An 18754-nucleotide genomic window follows, 5' to 3' on the forward strand; every position below is an offset into this window, starting at 1 on the left:
TACAACACAATTTGACATTATTAATCATATTTTTATTCGGAATATATTCTCTAATTTTACAGACTCATTAATTTTGAGAGGATATAGATGCCTATTACTTAGATTATGAAAGATTTAACGACGTTGACATATGAAGATCATACCGCAGAGAACTCGCACCCAGGCTTTTCGGTAGATTGTGTTATAATAGCTTTTCACAAGGGGAAAATAAAAGTTCTGCTGAGAGATTTTGGCATAAACAATTATAAGGCTCTATTAGGAGGTTTTGTTTTTAATGACGAAAGTGCTGATCAAGCGGCACATAGGATACTGGAACTTTATACCGGGTTGAGCAATATTTTCCTAAAGCAATTTGCATTGTTTAGTGACCCTAACAGAACTATTATGAAACAAAATCTAGACTATGTAGCTCAATATAGCTCGGTAAGGAATGATGGAAAATGGCTGTTAAGGCGATTTATAACAATGGGCTACTTTGCTTTGGTGAAGTATGATGAGGTAAATGACTTTGTATCAGAAAAAAAGCAATTACATTGGTATGATATAAATAAATTGCCTGCTATGTATTCAGATCATGAGCTTATTATAAAAAAGGCACAAGAGTCAATCAAACTTTTAATGCCAATAATACCTATAGGATATGAGCTGCTTCCCGAGAAATTTATGATGACTGAATTGAGAAAGATTCATGAAATATTTTTAAATAAAAAGCTTGACAGGCGAAACTTTCAACGAAAAATACTTCAGGAAGGATTTGTTATTCAACTGGACGAACGAAAAAAAGGGAAAGAGTATAATGCCCCTATTTTATATAGTTTTATTTCTCCCGATATCAAGGATACGATGTGATCGTATCTCTCAGATATGAATACAAATGCCTGTTGTTAGAAAAAGATCTCGAATTTTGTCCAACCATTTTCAGACTTCAAGTCAAATTTGCAATTATGATTAAGCAAGACTTCACGAACAAACATTAATCCGATTCCCTGACCTGTCTGTTTGGTAGTAAAGAAAGGTGTGAATAGTTTTTGTTTTGTTTCTTCCGGTATATCTGGTCCATTGTCTTCAATAGTTATGGAAAGAGGCTGAGAGGTAGTAATGATATTTATATCTCCATTTTTGTCTATTGCTTCGTAGGCATTTTTTACAATATTGACTAGTACTTGTTCAAATTGTATACTGTCGATGCATGCTAAATCTTTCCCGGTAGTCAGACTCAATTTAAGATTTATATTCCTTTTTAAGCATTCTGCTTGGGAGAGGGATTCGACAGACCGTGCCAACTCATTTATACTTACATCGGATACCGACGGTTCCGGTATTTTTACAACTTCGGCAAAATTGCTGATAAAATGCCCCAAATGCTTACATCTGTCGAAAGATGCGTCTACAGCAGGCAATACATCGATCAATTCGCTGTTTTCATTCTGTTGTAATATATCCGAGATAACATTAAGAGTAGAACTTACTGCACCCACCGAATTGTTTACTTCATGTGCCATCATTCGGATAATGCCTTCGTATGATTTTTTCTCAATCTTTAGCAATTCATGCGTCAACTCTTCGATGAGGATAAAAGGGTGTGCAAAGCCCCTATCTATAAACGAAGAGCGGGAGCAACGATACATTGTTATACCCGAACTGCGTATCACTACATCTTCTCCTTGCTTTAGTTTGCTTAGTTGATCTCCTATATTTATTCCCGATTCATCGAGCTTTTTGTTTTTTACGTCATTGATATTGTTTATACTCAACAGGCGTAGTCCGGATGGGTTAACCTCTGTGATTTTATCGTCAAAATCTAAAATGATTACTCCTTGTGGGGATGCTTGTATAAGCAAATCAAGAAAATGATTTTTCTCTCTCACTTGCAGCCTTTCGTCTTTCAACTGATCCATCATCTTATTGAAAATCTCAATCAGCTTGTTGGCTTCGCTATCGGAAACGGGACGCAGACGCGTAGAAAAATCCTGTTCTTTTAGTAGTTCCATTCCATCGCTAATAATCTGGTATGGTTTTATAAGTCGGTAGTAAAGTGTGATAAAAAATATAATAGCAAGGATAGCTATTCCTTCTATAAGTAGAAACTTGTATAGGTCTGTTCTAAAAAAAACAAACCCTACAGTTAATAAAGAACCAAAAACAAGAACTGCTAATATCCAGAATAAGATTTTTGATTTCATAGCCCCTAATCATTTGTGCTTATTCCATATTTCTCCAGCCTTCTGTATAATGCTTGTCTGCTTACGCCTAGTGCTGTTGCCACCTTCGAGAGATTACCACCATATAGTTCCATTGCTTTTTTTATCATCTTTTTCTCCAACTCATCTAAAGGATAGATAGAGTCGGGGAGTGTAGATGATGAATTGGGGATTGCTGTATATTGATCTTTAAAATCGCTATCGGTAAGTATGTTTTTACCTGAGACGAGAATAACTCTGTCTACCAGATTTTTCAATTCTCTTATATTTCCGGGATATGGTAATCTTTTCAAGAAGCTAATCGCTTCCGATGTAAATTCAATATTTTCTAATCCGTTTATTTCGACTTGTTTTTTTGCGAAATGTTTTACAAGTAGTGGAATGTCATCTATCCGCTCACGCAAAGCCGGAACTCTTATTGTGATAAGGTTGATCCGATAGAACAGGTCTTCTCTGAATGTGCCTTTAGAGACCATGTCGGCAAGATTGCGATTGGTTGCACTAATGACACGTACATCAACTTGCTTTTGCTTGCTGTCACCTAACGATTCAAACGTTTTATCTTGCAACACTCTTAATAATTTCACCTGACATGCCGCATCTAATTCTCCTATTTCATCGAGGAAGATGCTTCCTTTATTTGCTAACTCGAAGCGACCAATTCTATCATAATGAGCATCGGTAAATGCTCCTTTTTTATGACCAAACATTTCACTTTCGAAAAGAGATTGTGAAATACCCCCTAGGTTTACCTTCACAAATGGATTCTTTTTTCTGTCGCTGTTCTCGTGAATAGCTTCTGCTATAAGTTCTTTTCCTGTACCACTTTCGCCTGTAATAAGGATAGAGGCATTGGTTTTGGCTACCCGCGAAATTGTATTGAATACATTTTGTAAGAGGGGAGACTTGCCTATGATTTTATCATTTCGGAAAGTCTCGTCGCTACTGATATGTGAGTTGTTTCCGGTTGCCTCTTTTTCACTTCCCTCTTTCAACTGTATCGCTGTCTGAATGGTGTTCAGTAACGCCATATTGTTCCAAGGCTTGGTGACAAAATCAAAAGCACCGGCTTGTATTCCCCTTACTGCAAGGTTGATCGATCCCCACGCCGTAATAAGTATAACAGGTACGTCAGGGCAATAAATTTTCACTTGCTTCAGTAAAGTAAGTCCTTCTTCTCCGCTTGTCCCTTTGGTATAATTCATATCCATCAGGATCAGGTCGGGAGATGTGGCTTTCACAAAAGCTATTGCCTCTTGAGGAGATGTTACATTCGCTGTTTCATATCCGGCCCTTTTTAATACTAAAGAAAGGGATGAACGTATAGCAGCATCGTCGTCACAGATTAGTATCATAAAAATCTTCGTTCTAGTGGATAAAAATAATGATTTTGAAGTTAATCAACAATCTTATTGTAATCAGCGGATATTTCTTTATTGCCTAAAAAATCGTACAGGGTCAGACTTCTTATCTGATAATAATATGACCATAGCAGATACATCTGTTCGATATAATTACGTCTGGCTTCATCTTTCGAAGATTGGGAATCGTTCAGGTTTAATACATCAATTTTACCTAATACAAACGCTTCGATAGAGGTATTGTAACGTTGCTGGGCAATTATATCTGTTTCTTTTGCCAGTTCCAATTGCTTCGACTGACTATTAAAGTTCTGTACACGAAGATATACATTTTGATTGAAATCTATCTGCTCTTTTTCTATCTTAGAGTTTTCTACTTCACGATTAGCTTCAGCTATTTTTACTTTTCCTTTGCTTTTGCCCCAATCCAAGATCGGTATTTTGATACCAACATTAACGACTTGGTTGTTTCTCCAGTTGTTGCTGTTGAAGGCTTGCGCAAAACGATCTTCCTGTCCCGACATTCCAAATGAAACAAATAATGTCGCATTCCAACGGTCTGCTTTTGCCTGGCTTACATCGCGAGACGCTTCCAGCATTCTTTTCTGGATATTCTGGGTAAAGGGGTTGTTTTCTCGTGCCAATGTTACCACCTGCGGATAAGACAAAACCGGCATTCTACTTAGAAGCCCTTCCGGTATAGCGGGCTTAATGATAATGTCTTCTCCATACCCAAGGAAGGAACGCAACTGAAACATTCGTGAACTTAAAGAGGCTTGTGCATCTGTGAGGTATGACTCCGCTTTTAGTAATGAGACTTTCAGTTGCAATAAATCATTTTCTGAAATTTGTCCTATTTTTCTTCTAGCTTCGGCTATCGTATAGAGCTTCTCTGTGTTTTTTAAATTCTGCTGCGCTATTTCCATATTTATCTGTCCCAAGAGCAAATTGAAGTAGTACTGGATTGCGGTATTAGATACATCTTCCATATCGGCAACCAATTGCTGTTTTGCTCCCTGATACTTTACCGGCTCTATTTTTTGTAACCATTTCACACGGTTGAATCCAAAAATAGGTTGTTGGAGTGTTATCGATCCCGGAATTGCCATGTATCTTGTAGAACCGTTGCCTCCGTATTGCTCTAATCTTTGAAAACTGCTTTCTACGGAGAGTGTAGCACCTGTTAATGGGATATTTTGGGATATGGATATTCCTGCGTCTATTTTACTATAGTCGTTGCTTACAAATGTGTATGTTCCGTCCGAATTCTGAAATGCATTGTATGATTTAGAATAGTAGGGCAGGGTTGTATTTAACGTTACTTCGGGTAACAATTCGGCTTTATATGTTCTATATGCCCAATAACTTGATTTAAATTGGTTGCGGGCTACGACAGCATCGACCGAAATAGAGACACTTCGTTGAATAGCCTCAGGCAGATTTACTGTAATCGTATCTTGTGCTCGCAAACCTGTAAATAAAGCCAGCAATAGGATAGAAGAAAAAATCTGTTTCATACTCTTTGTTTTGTTTCTGTTTTATTCGTCTCGCAGAGCTTCTGCCGGTTGTATCCTTGATGCCCTCCACGATGGATAAAGTACTGCCGATATTGATATTGTAATCAGGATCAAAGCAGTAAATAAATAATTGATAAAATATTGGCTTATCCGTATAGGCTCTTCTCCTCTATCTATGGACGGTACTCCAATATCTCTTAGTATATCCGCCAAAGCGATGTTTATGCATATCGGTGTGGCTATAAGACTGGCTAATAGCAATAAGAAGAGAGTTTCGAGAATAAATAAAGCTTTTATATTTATTCGGGTTGATCCTACAGCTACTCTCAAGCCAATTTCGTTACGTCGGGTCTGTATCCTAAACCAGAATGTGCCTACTACAGCGAGAAAGATATTTATGAAAAGGAATGATGATATAGAAAAAATACTCTTGAAGTTATTATCGTATTTGTTCCATTTCATAAAGTCTTTTCTAAGATCACTGATAGATGTCACAGACGATAGAAAATAAGGATCCATCGCAATTTGTTCTTGCATATCTTTTGTAAATCGCTCAATGAAATTTTTATCGGCTTCGGCTTTTACCCGTACACAAATTTCGATTCCGTCAAAATAGACTGTTTCCCTGTCGTTTGTCGATAATAATGTGTAAACTATCGGATTGTGTTCGTCAAACTCACTTCTCTTGGAAGATGCTGCAACTCCTATTACTTGTTTGTTTTCGTTATCTCCAGTTGCGAGTGATTTTATTTGTTTGGCATCGTGCTTCAAAAATTGATTATCTTTATTCCCACTGATAACTATATTATCCGTGTTATTCCAGTTCTCTACTTGTCCTTGTTGCAAGTTGATTTTAAAAACATTGAAATAGTCAGGACTAACCGATTTGAACTGAATGTAATCAACCATCGTATCCAAAGAGGCTTTATTGCTCATAAATGAGCCCGAATAAGGAACAGCAGCCGAAGAGAGACTTATATATTCTATATCAGGATATTTCTTTATACGATCTACGATAGTCCATACGATGTTGACTAATGAATCTTTTTGAGCATTCGTTCCATTATTTATAAGTACATGACCTTCTTCTTTTATACCCATATTGATGTTGTAAACGTGTTCTACATTATAGCCTGTCGGCTCTAAGTAACGCTTTGTGAAAAAATAGATGTAATCTACACAAAACCAAAGGATACAAAAGACCAATACGAGCTCGAACAATATCCAAATGTTGATTTTTCGCTCACTCCATATTATTTTAAAAATTTGCCTTATCATATTGTTACATGTTTTTTTTGTTCAAAGAATCAACGATGGCTGCTTTTGACGCTCTGTATGCCGGTATCCCTGCCGAAAGAAGGTTGAGCACAAAGCAAGCTAAGAATACACCGACTAATACAGGGTATGATATTAAAGCATCGATTGGTATAGCACTTTCTGCCCCCACATCGAGTAGCCAACTTTTGAGCCACATTACAATGAAGTATGACAATATCAATCCTATAATGCCTCCTATGAAAGTTGTAATTAGATTTTCGAACAAAATCTGAATCAGTATTATATATTTTTTTGCTCCGAAAGCTTTTCTTACTCCTATTTCTTCGATTCGTCTTTTTATTTGAGACATGCTAAAGCTGGATAAGTTAACTGCCGGAATGAGAAGCAAAACGGTAAAAATGAATATCATTTTTCTATTGGCTGTTTTTTCATCCGGTTTCATATCCCTGGTTTCTTCCATCGAGAGCTGTCTCTGATTGTAAGGACCATGAAACGTTATATTGTTTTCGGGGTCGCCACTATCAAATTTTCGTTGAGCTTTCTGTATTTCCTCCGTTAATGCCGTTGCGTCTTTTTTATCCTTCAATAGGTATAAAATATGATAGCTCCTGTTGTTGTACCCATTCTTCGAGGTATATGGTATATACGCTTCTCCGTATCCGTATGTAAAGGTCTGAGGCACGTCTTTTATAATACCGATCACTTTGTATAGCTTAAAGTCTATTTCTATATTTTTGCCCAAAGCTCCATTATTTCCAAAAACTTTTTTTGCAAGATTTTGGGATATCACAGCATTGCGTATACCTGATTTAAAGTCTTCTTCGGTAAATGGTTTTCCATCCAGAAAAGTAAAGGATAGTACTTTCCAGTAACTAGCGTCTACCATTTTGATCTCCGATAAGAAACGTTCGTTCGCATTCTCCTTTTTTACCATAAACTGATTGCCATTCCATGCTTTGTCAACAGCTGTAGTATATTCGGGCGTTTTAAATTCCGAGAGGTAATTTTTATACAATTCGTAGCTGATCGTACTTTGCCATATCCTGTTTTTAGTTTGATCTTTACTCTTTTTGGTATAGCGTTTCACGTAGAAGGTCTTGCTTCTGTTTACTTCAGGTGCTATATCTACATGCTTAATGGAGTCGGTCACTATGATGACCATAACCATCATTATAGCCAATGCTGTACCTGTAATAGTGATTATGCTGATAAACTTGTTTTGTTTCAGCATTCCCAAAGCCTGTTTGAAATATATTTTATACATATATTATTCTGTTTTATTCAAGATTTTTATTCGTTTCGCAATACTTCTGTCGGATTTATTTTTGTAGCCCTGTATGCCGGATACCATACACCAACAAGAATAATTAGAGCCATAATAGCATAGGTGATTGATATGCCGATTATAAAGCGTAAAAAAGTGAATGCTACCCAATCGAGATGTACTAGTTCAAATAGTCCGAAATTGAGCGCTATGATTATAGTAGGTATCATGACTGCAGATAGTAATAATAGACCTTCTGTGATAACCAGCAGTTGGAGTTTAACTTTTGATGAGCCTAAGGCGATACGTAGTCCGAGTTCACTTTTTCGTTGTTGTGTTCGTAAACCGAATACACCCGATACACCTAAAAAAATATTGATAAGAAGAAATCCTAAAAGAAAAGTTCTGACGAAGATCGTACTCTCTTCAGGCCCTACTGCGGCCTTTCTGATATAGGAGCTTGGGCGTACATCCATCAGATAAATATTACCTACCATAATCTTAGGTGCCATATCTTTTATAAATTTGTCGATGAAATCATTTTTTATGTCCGGTTTCACACGTATACACAGCTCCATTTGAGATAGGTTGTCAGAGTTTACATTCTTTATGATTTCCTCCTCAGACAGAAGTGTATAGAATGAGGGGTTAGCTTTAAAGTATTCAGTCCATCTTACAGGTACATACTCCCCTGTAATCTGTTTTTCTTCGCCATTCTCTCCTACAATGATATTCTTGCCGATAGCTTCCTCTCCCTTTAATAACTCAGTTGCAGCATTTGCAGATATTATCACAGAATGCCTATTCAACGCTTGTTTTAAATCTTTTTGAGTGATAGATTGTGTTTTAAAAACATCAAAAAAAGAAGGGGTAACTTTATATTCCTGAGCTGACACACCCATTTTATTATAAGACAGTTTTTTATAATATGCCTGACTATAAGGTGTAGCCGCATAAGGCTGTGACGCTATAGACAGCGATACTGATTCTATCGGTGGATACTGACGTATCAGTTCCATTATGCTTAATAGATCTTCTCCGCTAGTCGTTGTTTTTTCTTCGGGAGAAATATAATTTTCACTGTCTTCAAGGCGTTCATTTAAATCGATGCGATAAGTGTTTTCTATATTATAACCGAAGGGTATATTTCTAACTGATCTCAGCACCTCCATATAGTCAACTATATACCAAAGACATATCGAAACAAAGAGTAATTCGGCTACTATCCAATAATTACTTTTGCGTTGATTAATTATTATCTTGAAAATTTGTTTCAACATAGCTTTAGTCTTCTCTTAAAGATTTAATAATCGATGCAGATGACACTCTCCATGCGGGTATTCCTGCACTTAAAAGGTTTATAATTACACAGAAGATAAACGTCAGAAGAAACGTACCCGGAGTTATAAAAACAGAAGGGTTAAAATGAGGCTCAATATCCAAACCAAAGTAATTATTATAATTAAAACCATAGTCGCTTATAAAATGAACTGTAATGAATGATAGCAATAAACCTAAACCACCGCCAATAAGAGAATATACCATTTGTTCGCTCAATACTTGCCAGATGAGGGTTTTTCTAGTAGCACCGTATGCTTTTCGAACTCCCAATTCGACGATTCTTCTTCTCATGCGAAACAGTGTAAGACCAGATAAATTAATGGCGGGTACAATTAGAAGGATCAATATAAATCCGATATCCGATAAATATGACCTTTGCATATCCGGATATCCCGGTCCAAACCGATGATCCTCTACATATCGAGTGTCGGGTTGGCCGTAAAATTCTACATTATAGTTGGCTAATGTTGTATTATAGCGGCTCACCTGTTGATTTGTTTCTGCACGTATGGCATCAAAATCTTTCGAAGAATGGGCTATAATCTGACATTTGTACATACCTGTTATTCCTTCCATATCTGCACTTTGTGTTTTGTGTATAGATGTGAGGGGAATCCATGCATGAGCATAAGTGGCTACCGTTATCGGTGAGAGGTCTTCTACTATGCCAGATACTGTGTATGTAATAAAGTTTAGTTGCATTTGTTTTCCTACCACATTTTTTATGCTTCCGAAAATTGTGCGTGCCAATTTTTCACTGATAACGATTTTCCTTATACCCGAATCGAAATCTTCTTTATTATATCCCTTTCCATCAATGAATTTAAAGTCAAATGCTTTCCAGAAAACATCATCTGTATACAATACATAACATCTCTTCTGGTTGCTTCCTCCCGGTAAAGTAGCCAGATGAGAATGAATAAATGATGATATGGTAACAGCTTCGGGTGTTTTTAATGACTGAAAGCACTCCTTAATTGTTTTTAAAGACATAAAACCGTTAACGACAAAGTTTCCTGTGTTTTTTTCTTTCACTCCAACCCATTTTACATATAAAGATCGTGAGCGGTTGGTCTCCGGTTCAATATCCATTGTTTTAGCTCGTATGGCAACAAGTAACGATATAATTATGCCGATAGAAAGAGCAACACCCATGATGGATATAAAAGCCGAATAAGGATTATCCTTAATTGTTCTTATGGCTTGTTTGAAGTAGCTTATTTTCATTTTTTCCCTTCTAGCTTAGCTGATTTATTAAATTCTATTCTACACGTCTTCCGTCGAAGAAACGAACGATGCGTTTAGTCGTTTTTGCTATCAGCTCATCGTGCGTCACCATTACTATTGTTGTACCTTCGTTATTCAACTCAAACAATAGATCCATAATTTCCGTACCCATCTTGCTGTCAAGGTTTCCGGTAGGCTCATCGGCCAAAATGATTTGAGGATTGCCGATAATGGCACGAGCTATGGCTACACGCTGGCACTGTCCTCCGGATAATTGAGACGGGAAGTGTTTCATCCGGTGCGAAAGACCTACTTTCTCCAAAACATGCTTTGCCAATTCGCGGCGGCTGGTGTCTCCAGACTTGCGATAAAGAAGTGGAAGTTCCACATTGTCGAGTACGTTTAGTGAATTAATAAGATGGAAACTTTGAAAAACAAACCCAAGTGTTTTGTTACGAAACTCTGCCATTTCTTTGTCTTTCATCTTGTTTGTTTCTGTACCATTGATGAGTACTTTGCCATTGGTTGCAACATCGAGTAGACCCATGATATTTAGCATAGTACTTTTACCACAACCTGATGGCCCCATAACGGATAGAAAATCCCCTTTTTCGACTTCCAGATTTACATTTTCCAATGCTACTGTTTCTACTTCTTTCGTCCTATAAATTTTTGTAATCCCTTGTAAATTGATTATTGACATAGTGCTGATATTTTATGTATGATTATTTTTTATTTACTTTTATACTCTTCCTTCGATTAGGAAGAGTATAAAAGATCTCCCTAAAATTATATTACCTATTATAGAATTAATTTATTTTTAATTTTTGCTTGTTCTTGTACTGATTCATATCTGATATAATTACTTGTTCGCCTTTCTCGAGACCGCTTATCACTTCTACATATTCGAAGCTGCTTTCGCCTAGTTTTATTTTTTTCTTTTCCGCTTCTCCGTTTTTCACTACCCACAGTTCATATTCTCCGGCTCCTATATAATATGTCGAATTCGGAATTCGTAATACATCATCCTGTATCCCATGAGTAACATATACATCTGTTTTCAGACCACTTCTGAGACGTGAATTACCCGAGTCTTTTAGCATGACGGTGAAATTAATTACGCCATTCTTTACCGAAGGGGTTATATTTACGACCGTTCCTTCCAGCTGCAATTGTCCGATTTTTATTATGGCTTTAGCTCCCGAACTGAGTTTCTCGGCATAGCTGTCTGCTATTTCGGCCAATACCTTAAAGTGGCTTAGGTCTGAGACAATAGCTATTTGTGTTCCGGCAGAAACTTGCGAACCTACTTGGTTATTTACATAGGTAAGCGTTGCTCTCTGAGGCGATAATATACGGGCATCCTTTAAGAGACGGGCACTTTCTGCCAGCGATTTTTCGAATATACTCAGGTCGAGTTGTTGGACTTTGACCTCGGCCGATGCATTTTTCTTTTCATTCACTATTTGTTCTTTTAGCTGCTGGAGCTCAAGCTTTGCTACTTCATAGTTCAATGCTGCTTGGCGTACCTTGTCGGAGGTACTTGCCCCGATGCTATCCAGATATCTTTCGTTTTTAAGCTCGGTTTGTAGTTGTTTGAGCTTCATATCCTTTACCTGTAGTTGCATTTGAAGATCCGAAATTGTATTGTCGAGACTCACTTGAGACTGGATAAGTTTGCTTTTCTTCATTTCCTTTTCGTCCAGCTTCTGTTTGTAGTCTGTTTCTATCGAGGCCAGTTCGAGCTTTAAGATCGGTTCATCTTTGTTTACCGAATCTCCCGCTTCTTTATATACTTCCAGTATCCGGCTATTGATAGGCGATACAATAATTTCTTCGGTCAGAGGAATCACTTTGCCCGATGCATTTACCGTTACTTCGATCGTTCCTCTGTCAACAGTTCCTATAATTACATTTTTCGAAGAAATCGAACCTTGCAGAAAATTTACTACGATAATAACTACTATTGCCAAACCTACTATAATAGCACCATATCGTATGATCTGTTTACGTCTTTCTTTGCGTTGCTCACTTAATGGTATCTCTCTGTCCATTTCTAATGTTTTATTATTCTACTTATTTATATCAAGTCGTATGCCGAAAATGTAAATTCTATATAATCAGTTGTTTATAATTTTTGTAAATGTCCGATATCGGACGACTTGTTCGGAAGTAGTCATTCTTAAATGTTTGCTACAAAGAATAGGCAGGTGAATCTGTAATTGAATTCTCCATCGAAGATTATTTACAGAGAGAAAAAAGTGTATATTTGAGGAGGTAAAATTTTATACTCTTTGTAAAATATAGACCCAAATGATAATTCGTGCATTAAAATATATTCGTTATGCGGGTGAACCTCGCGAATGGAGTATCGTAGGCAGTAATGATGATTATGCTTACTTTGATAATCTAAATCTTTTGGTGGGCAAAAATGCATCCGGAAAAAGCCGGACATTAAATCTGATAAGACAAATTGCAAATCTATTTTCGGGACAGATTAGTTTAAAACAAACTGTTAGTCCTAGCGAAAACTTTGAAATCATTTTTACTGAGGGTGAAAACACATATAAGTATATACTTGCCTTCAAAAACAGGACTATCATCACAGAGGTTCTGATGTTTGATGAGAAAGTCTTATTAGATAGGGAAAAGAAGATATTCATCGATCTTGAAAATAATAGACTTGATGCGGATGTGTCAGATAATCAACTGGCCATTACTTTGCAAAACAGCGAAGGGAAATCCTATTACGAAAGTTTTGTAGAGTGGGGGAGGTCTCTCAGAAACTATATGTTTGCAAACCAGTTGGAGAAAAAGAAATTGGTGAAAGACTACGTCGGGGAGGAAAACAATAAAGATATTGATGACCCGGAAACTCTGATTCACGCTTTCTACAAGGGGAGAGAGCTGTTCGGTGAAGCCTTCATATCAGAGATTCTGTCGAGCATGCAGGATTTAGGCTATGATATTTCTAAAATCGATATAGAAGAGGTTGATGGACTTTACGGACTATGCGTTGAAGAAGATTGTAAATATACTGTTTCTCAACGTGAAATGTCTCAAGGCATGTATCGGGCTCTGTCTTTATTGATATTGTTGCATTATGCGAAATTGAAGAATATTTCATTTTGTATGTTGATTGATGATATTGGAGAAGGTCTTGATTTTGAAAGCTCTAAGAAAATAACAGACATCGTTATTAAGAAGGTGAACAAATCTAATATGCAATTCTTTATGACCACCAACGATCGCTACATTATGAACCAAATACCACTTCGCTATTGGTCTGTAATAGGTAGGGATCATAGCAAATCGATATTCTACGATTATACAAATTCGAAAGATACTTTTGAAGACTTTAAATATACGGGACTTAATAACTTCGATTTTTTGGCCACAGACTTTTACCAGAAAGGTTTTGGCATTATGGATGAGGATAATAACGTTTGATGAGACGCATTGCTTTTTTCGTTGAAGGACAGACTGAGCAGATTTTTATAAATCGCTTGATAAAGGAAGTCTTTGGCTATAAACAGATTAATATTATTCAGAAACAATTTCGTGGAGGTTCTAATATACCGAAACAAGAGATTGTTCGGAACTCGTCATTTTCTCGAAATCCGAAGTACGAAGTGCTTATTTTTGATTGTGGTTCAGACAACAGGGTAAAATCGGAGATACTAGATAACATTTCTAACCTTCGACAAAGAGGGTATGAAATGATCATCGGTGTCCGTGATCTTTATCCTATACCGATAGATGATTTGGAGAAGTTGGAAAAAGGTTTGCGCTTCTTGCCGAATAAACTGAGAGCAGATGCTCCATATTTTGATATTGTAATTGCAATACACGAAATAGAAGCCTGGTTTATGGCAGAAACGAATCACTTCAAGAGAATAGACAAACGGCTGACAGGACGATTTATAAAAGATAGGCTTGGGTTTGATCCTTATGTCATAAACTCAGAATCGAGAGTACATCCGGCTAAAGATCTGGATAATATCTACAGGCTTGTAGGCAAGTCGTATACAAAGAAATATAATGCTACGGTGAGAGTTGTAAATAAACTAGACTTTAATCGTCTCAGGCATCAGGTACGTTACGATGTCGGCTCTTTGAACAAGCTTTTAAGTGTGATCGATAACTTCAAAGGAAGTAAGAAGTAGGTAGTTTTTTACTCTTGTCTTATTTCTGCTCTAGCGTTATTTCTACAATTTCGGGTTGTGCGAAAAAACGGAATGGAAATCCGCCCATACCAACGCCCGAAGTAACATATAATTTTGTTTTACCCTTTTCTTTCCAACCATACCTGTATTTTTGTCCCGTTTGCATATATTCGGGATGATTGGTGGCCGGCATAATTGGAGCATACAATCCAAAAAGTGTTATTTGTCCCCCATGTGTGTGACCCGATAGCATAAGGTCTACAAGGTCTGTGTCTAGCAATTCCATGTAGTCGGGGTTATGAGACAGCAATATGCAGAAGTTGTTTTGCTTCACATCACTAATCGTATTGTCTATAATCTGCACATCTTCCCAAAGGTCTCCTACACCTCCGATTTTTATACTGTCATTACCTTCTTTTATCCAGTATGACTCATTGTCGCAGATATGAAAGCCACAATTGCTAAAGCCTTGCTGTATTAGCTTGGCATCTTCCCAGTGATCATGATTGCCCAATACAGTGTATACTCCGTATTTACTTTTCAGCTTTCTTATTTCGTCAAAGAAAGGCCGCGAGTATGTTGTGCTCTTTAGGGTGTTATCCCCTCCGATAATCACTATATCGGGGTTTCGTTCATTGATTCTCTCTACCAGACGTGCTACATCTTTGCCTGTAAAATATTTCCCGGAGTGAATATCCGATACGAAGATTATCTTCTTTCCTACAAAAGCTTCGGGGATATCTTTGCTTCGGAATGTCAGTTCTTTCAGTTTTATATTCCGTGCTTCCAGATAACCATATATAAGACAGATACTGGCAACCATTAAGGCTGCCAGCGAAAAATAAGCCAGATATTTCTTCCTCTTATTTGTCACTTCTGTATTTGTTATCGTAGTCTTTTATCGAGCGGCGTATAACCTCGTGTGCTGTTTTTACATCGTATGTGCCTGTAAGAATACACCGAGGAGACTTGTCTCCGGGTAAATCCTTATAGGTGGTAAAGTAGTGTTTCAGACGGTCTATTACCATTGGCGGTACGTCCGATATATCTTTGTATGCACCGTAGATAGCATCATTTTCGAGTACTGCAATAAGCTTATCATCGGCTTTGTTATGATCTAGTAATCTGAAACCTCCTATCGGTCTGGCTTTTACTATTATATCTCCATGTGTGATATCCTTTTCAGTCAGAACACAAATATCTACAGGGTCGTTATCTCCTTCTATATCAGTTCTTCCTAATTCATTGTTTGTAAGTTCTGCTACAAGGTCGGCACTATATGTTTGAGGGATAAATCCATAAAGGGCAGGAATGATATTTGAGTACTTCTGTGGTCTATCGATGCTAAGGTAACCGGTTTCTTTGTCCACCTCATATTTAACTGTGTCGGTAGGTACTATTTCTATAAAGCAAGTTACTACCTGAGGTGCATTGCTTCCGGCATTTATTCCATGCCATGGATGTGCTTTAAATTGATGGTCGTTCATAACAAATCTTAAAAACTTATAATGTATATCCTATTTTTTGCTGCAAATTTAAAGCAATATTTTTGTTTCACCTAAAATACCGACTTTTATAACTCAATACCTTTCGGTTACGAATTTCCAAATTCAAATCACTATCTATAAAAAGGTAACAATATTTACAATATTCTGCTTTGCCGATTATTTATTGTAACCGATTGATATATTACATCTTGATAGCTTTTCTGTTTGCAAAAGGTGACAAAAGTAACACCTTTCGAACCTTATTTCACTGTCACTTTATATCTACCTTTACACTTGGATGGATATTCGGGTAGAATTAATTTAATGATTTCTTATAATAGCGACGTTTTAGCTCACAATCTATTTCAATTATTTCAAAGACCTCTATAAGAGATAATTCTGATAAGAAAAAGCAATGTTGTCGACCTTCTTTTATCTATCATTTATAAATAAAATTTAATATGCCTCCACAATGCCCAAAAAGGTAATTTGTGGATTATATAAAAATTAACTAAATACTTTAAATCGTGAACTTTTCATTATCTTTGTGTTCGAATTTTTAGAACGTAATTTCATGAGCGATGACAAACAAAGGTTGCTCGACGAGCGATACATGAGAATGGCGGCTATTTGGGCCGAAAATTCGTACTGTAAGCGCAGAAAAGTAGGTGCCCTTATTGTAAAAGATAAAATGATTATATCCGATGGGTATAATGGTACTCCTTCAGGATTTGAGAATATTTGCGAAGATGAAAACAACGAAACCAAAGCATATGTTCTGCATGCCGAAGCTAATGCAATCACGAAAGTAGCCTGTTCGCATAACAGTAGTCTTGGGGCTACGATGTATGTGACTACATCGCCTTGCATAGAATGTGCAAAACTTATAATTCAGGCGGGCATAACGCGGGTTGTGTATAATCAGAAATATCGGCGTACAGATGGAGCTTCTCTTCTCGAACGTGCGGGAGTAGAGGTCGTATTTATAGATATAGAAACTAACACAGAGGGATCGGAAGATTAAATGGAAAGCGATAAGAACTTGAACAACAATTGGGAAGGGACAAACAGCAAAATGGCAGAGAACAATAATAGTAGTAAAACTAAAAAAGGAGGAAGGGGTATTTATATCTGGCTTCCGTTGTGCATTGCTGTAAGTGTCGCTGTTGGTATCTTTATAGGAAATGCTTATTCTATATTTGGTTCGGGAAGCGGATTTTTAGGGCGAAAAGGCAATAAGCTCGACGTTGTACTCGACTATATCAATAAGTCTTATGTGGATACGGTAAATGTAGATGCGCTGATCGAAAATGCTATACCAACCGTATTGGCCGGATTAGATCCACACTCAGATTATATTAGTGCAGATATTATGAACCGCAAAGATGACGAATTGGAAGGTCATTTTAGTGGTATTGGTGTTGAGTTTATCATATTGAACGATACGCTGACAATTGTAAAAGCCATACCGGGCGGACCTTCTGAAGCTGTCGGTATACAGGCCGGAGACAGAGTTGTAACTGTGAATGACTCTCTGTTTGTGGGCAAAGGAATAAATGAAAATAAAGTGTACAGCACACTCAAAGGGCCTGAAAAGACCCAGATCAAAATAGGGGTGAAGAGACAAGGGCGCGATGAGTTGATTCCATTTGTAGTAACCAGAGCCTTTGTGCCGGTGAAGAGTGTGGATGCATCGTACAAGCTTGATAATAAGATAGGATACATAAAGGTAAGTAAGTTTGGCAGCACAACATATAACGAATTTATTTCGGCAATAGCTAAATTGAAAAGTCAGGGTTGTGAATCTTTTGTTGTAGACCTCCAACAAAACACAGGAGGATACATGGAAGCTGCCATAATGATGGTGAATGAATTCCTTGCCAACGGAGAGCTTATTTTGTATACTGAAGGAAGAGCTTATCCTCGTGAAAATTATTATGCTGATAATTCGGGTACATGCAAGCAAAGCCAGATTGTGGTTCTTCTCGATGAAACAAGTGCATCAGCCAGTGAGATATTTGCCGGAGCTATACAGGATAACGACAGAGGATTGATCGTCGGTCGTCGTTCGTTTGGTAAAGGATTGGTACAGGCTCAATATAAGTTCAACGATGGTTCTGCTATGCGACTCACAATTGCCAGATATCATACACCGTCCGGTAGATGTGTACAAAAGGCATACGAAAAGGGAGACCGCCAGACATATAGTATGGATCTGTATAACAGATATAGCCGAGGCGAATTTGACAATAGAGATAGTATCAAGTTCGATAATTTACCTCTTTTCCATACTCTTTCGGGAAGACCTGTGTATGGTGACGATGGCGTTTTATCCGATGTTTTTGTCCCTCGCGATACGACAGGTATCAATTCGTACTACATGCGAGTAGCGAATAAAGGGTTACTCAGAGAGTTTAGCTATGTGTACACCGAAAAGAACAGAGATAAACTGAAGAGCTTTAAAACATGGACTGATGCTGCAAAATATTTATCGACACAGCCTATTGTCGATAATTTTGCAGACTATGCTTATACAAAGGGAATCCGTAAACAGCCATATTTGATAGATGAATCGCGCAAGCTTCTTCAAACACAGCTCGAAGCATTTATTATACGCAACTTCTTCAGCGAAGACAATTTCTATGAAATGTTCCAAAGAGATGAGCAGATGATAAAAGAAGCGGTAAGATTGCTTAAGGCTAATAAGGCTACGCCTGATGCCATAAAGAAAGGAGCATATAAATAATGTGGATTGGTTATGATATAATATAAAACAGAAGGATAAAAGTAGAACTCTACTTTTATCCTTTTTTCTTGTATTCGTTCTATTTAAGTAGAAATTAGAAAAAGAAATGTATTTTTGTTGAAGGAATTAATTATACAAACAAAATATCTCCAACGGAACAAAGAAA

16 protein-coding genes are annotated in these 18754 nt (G+C 37.2%); 5 read left to right on the top strand and 11 right to left on the bottom strand.

Features of this window, described 5'->3' with window-relative positions:
• Window positions 1-105: 105 nt before the first annotated feature.
• Window positions 106-849, top strand: a complete 744-nt coding sequence (locus PKC55_RS02755) for an NUDIX hydrolase (RefSeq protein ID WP_135105180.1) — start codon at window positions 106-108, stop codon at window positions 847-849.
• Window positions 850-884: 35 nt separating this feature from the next.
• Here the strand turns inward: PKC55_RS02755 and PKC55_RS02760 are convergent, their stop codons facing one another.
• The 9 genes from PKC55_RS02760 to PKC55_RS02800 form a co-directional block, all read right to left on the bottom strand.
• Window positions 885-2183, bottom strand: coding sequence for a sensor histidine kinase (locus PKC55_RS02760; RefSeq protein ID WP_291128182.1), 1299 nt, complete (start codon window positions 2181-2183; stop codon window positions 885-887).
• A 5-nt stretch (window positions 2184-2188) separates the two neighbouring features.
• Window positions 2189-3556 (bottom strand): sigma-54-dependent transcriptional regulator, encoded by a 1368-nt coding sequence (locus PKC55_RS02765; protein ID WP_291128179.1) that lies wholly within the window; start codon window positions 3554-3556, stop codon window positions 2189-2191.
• Window positions 3557-3597: 41 nt separating this feature from the next.
• On the bottom strand, window positions 3598-5079 hold the full coding sequence (locus PKC55_RS02770) for a TolC family protein (RefSeq protein ID WP_291128178.1): 1482 nt from the start codon (window positions 5077-5079) through the stop codon (window positions 3598-3600).
• A 21-nt stretch (window positions 5080-5100) separates the two neighbouring features.
• Window positions 5101-6357, bottom strand: coding sequence for an ABC transporter permease (locus PKC55_RS02775; RefSeq protein ID WP_291128176.1), 1257 nt, complete (start codon window positions 6355-6357; stop codon window positions 5101-5103).
• Between the two features lie 4 nt (window positions 6358-6361).
• Window positions 6362-7621, bottom strand: coding sequence for an ABC transporter permease (locus tag PKC55_RS02780; RefSeq protein ID WP_291128174.1), 1260 nt, complete (start codon window positions 7619-7621; stop codon window positions 6362-6364).
• 26 nt (window positions 7622-7647) lie between these two features.
• Entirely contained in the window at window positions 7648-8901 is a 1254-nt protein-coding gene (locus PKC55_RS02785; protein ID WP_291128171.1) for an ABC transporter permease, read from the bottom strand.
• A 4-nt stretch (window positions 8902-8905) separates the two neighbouring features.
• Window positions 8906-10189, bottom strand: a complete 1284-nt coding sequence (locus PKC55_RS02790; protein ID WP_291128169.1) for an ABC transporter permease — start codon at window positions 10187-10189, stop codon at window positions 8906-8908.
• A 34-nt stretch (window positions 10190-10223) separates the two neighbouring features.
• Window positions 10224-10892, bottom strand: coding sequence for an ABC transporter ATP-binding protein (locus PKC55_RS02795; RefSeq protein ID WP_006842871.1), 669 nt, complete (start codon window positions 10890-10892; stop codon window positions 10224-10226).
• A gap of 106 nt (window positions 10893-10998) precedes the next feature.
• Window positions 10999-12243 carry an efflux RND transporter periplasmic adaptor subunit gene (locus tag PKC55_RS02800; RefSeq protein ID WP_324371754.1) on the bottom strand — a complete coding sequence of 415 codons (1245 nt, stop codon included), beginning with the start codon at window positions 12241-12243 and terminating at the stop codon, window positions 10999-11001.
• 259 nt (window positions 12244-12502) lie between these two features.
• Between PKC55_RS02800 and PKC55_RS02805 the strand changes: the two genes are divergently transcribed.
• Window positions 12503-13639: an AAA family ATPase gene (locus PKC55_RS02805; protein WP_291128164.1), complete on the top strand. Its 1137-nt coding sequence runs from the start codon at window positions 12503-12505 to the stop codon at window positions 13637-13639.
• Window positions 13639-14355 (top strand): DUF4276 family protein, encoded by a 717-nt coding sequence (locus PKC55_RS02810; RefSeq protein ID WP_291128161.1) that lies wholly within the window; start codon window positions 13639-13641, stop codon window positions 14353-14355. Before PKC55_RS02805 ends, PKC55_RS02810 begins: the two co-directional genes overlap by 1 nt.
• A 19-nt stretch (window positions 14356-14374) precedes the next feature.
• Here the strand turns inward: PKC55_RS02810 and PKC55_RS02815 are convergent, their stop codons facing one another.
• A complete protein-coding gene (locus PKC55_RS02815; protein ID WP_291128158.1) occupies window positions 14375-15229 on the bottom strand; it encodes a metallophosphoesterase in 855 nt (284 codons plus the stop codon).
• On the bottom strand, window positions 15219-15842 hold the full coding sequence (locus PKC55_RS02820; RefSeq protein WP_135105191.1) for an inorganic pyrophosphatase: 624 nt from the start codon (window positions 15840-15842) through the stop codon (window positions 15219-15221). Before PKC55_RS02820 ends, PKC55_RS02815 begins: the two co-directional genes overlap by 11 nt.
• A 574-nt stretch (window positions 15843-16416) precedes the next feature.
• Here PKC55_RS02820 and PKC55_RS02825 point away from each other — a divergent pair.
• Window positions 16417-16866: a deoxycytidylate deaminase gene (locus tag PKC55_RS02825; protein WP_006842865.1), complete on the top strand. Its 450-nt coding sequence runs from the start codon at window positions 16417-16419 to the stop codon at window positions 16864-16866.
• A complete protein-coding gene (locus tag PKC55_RS02830; RefSeq protein ID WP_291128155.1) occupies window positions 16867-18588 on the top strand; it encodes a S41 family peptidase in 1722 nt (573 codons plus the stop codon). It abuts the gene before it with no gap.
• The last annotated feature ends 166 nt before the right edge of the window (window positions 18589-18754 follow it).

It is taken from the genome of Dysgonomonas sp., from assembly GCF_035323175.1.
Lineage (GTDB): Bacteria > Bacteroidota > Bacteroidia > Bacteroidales > Dysgonomonadaceae > Dysgonomonas.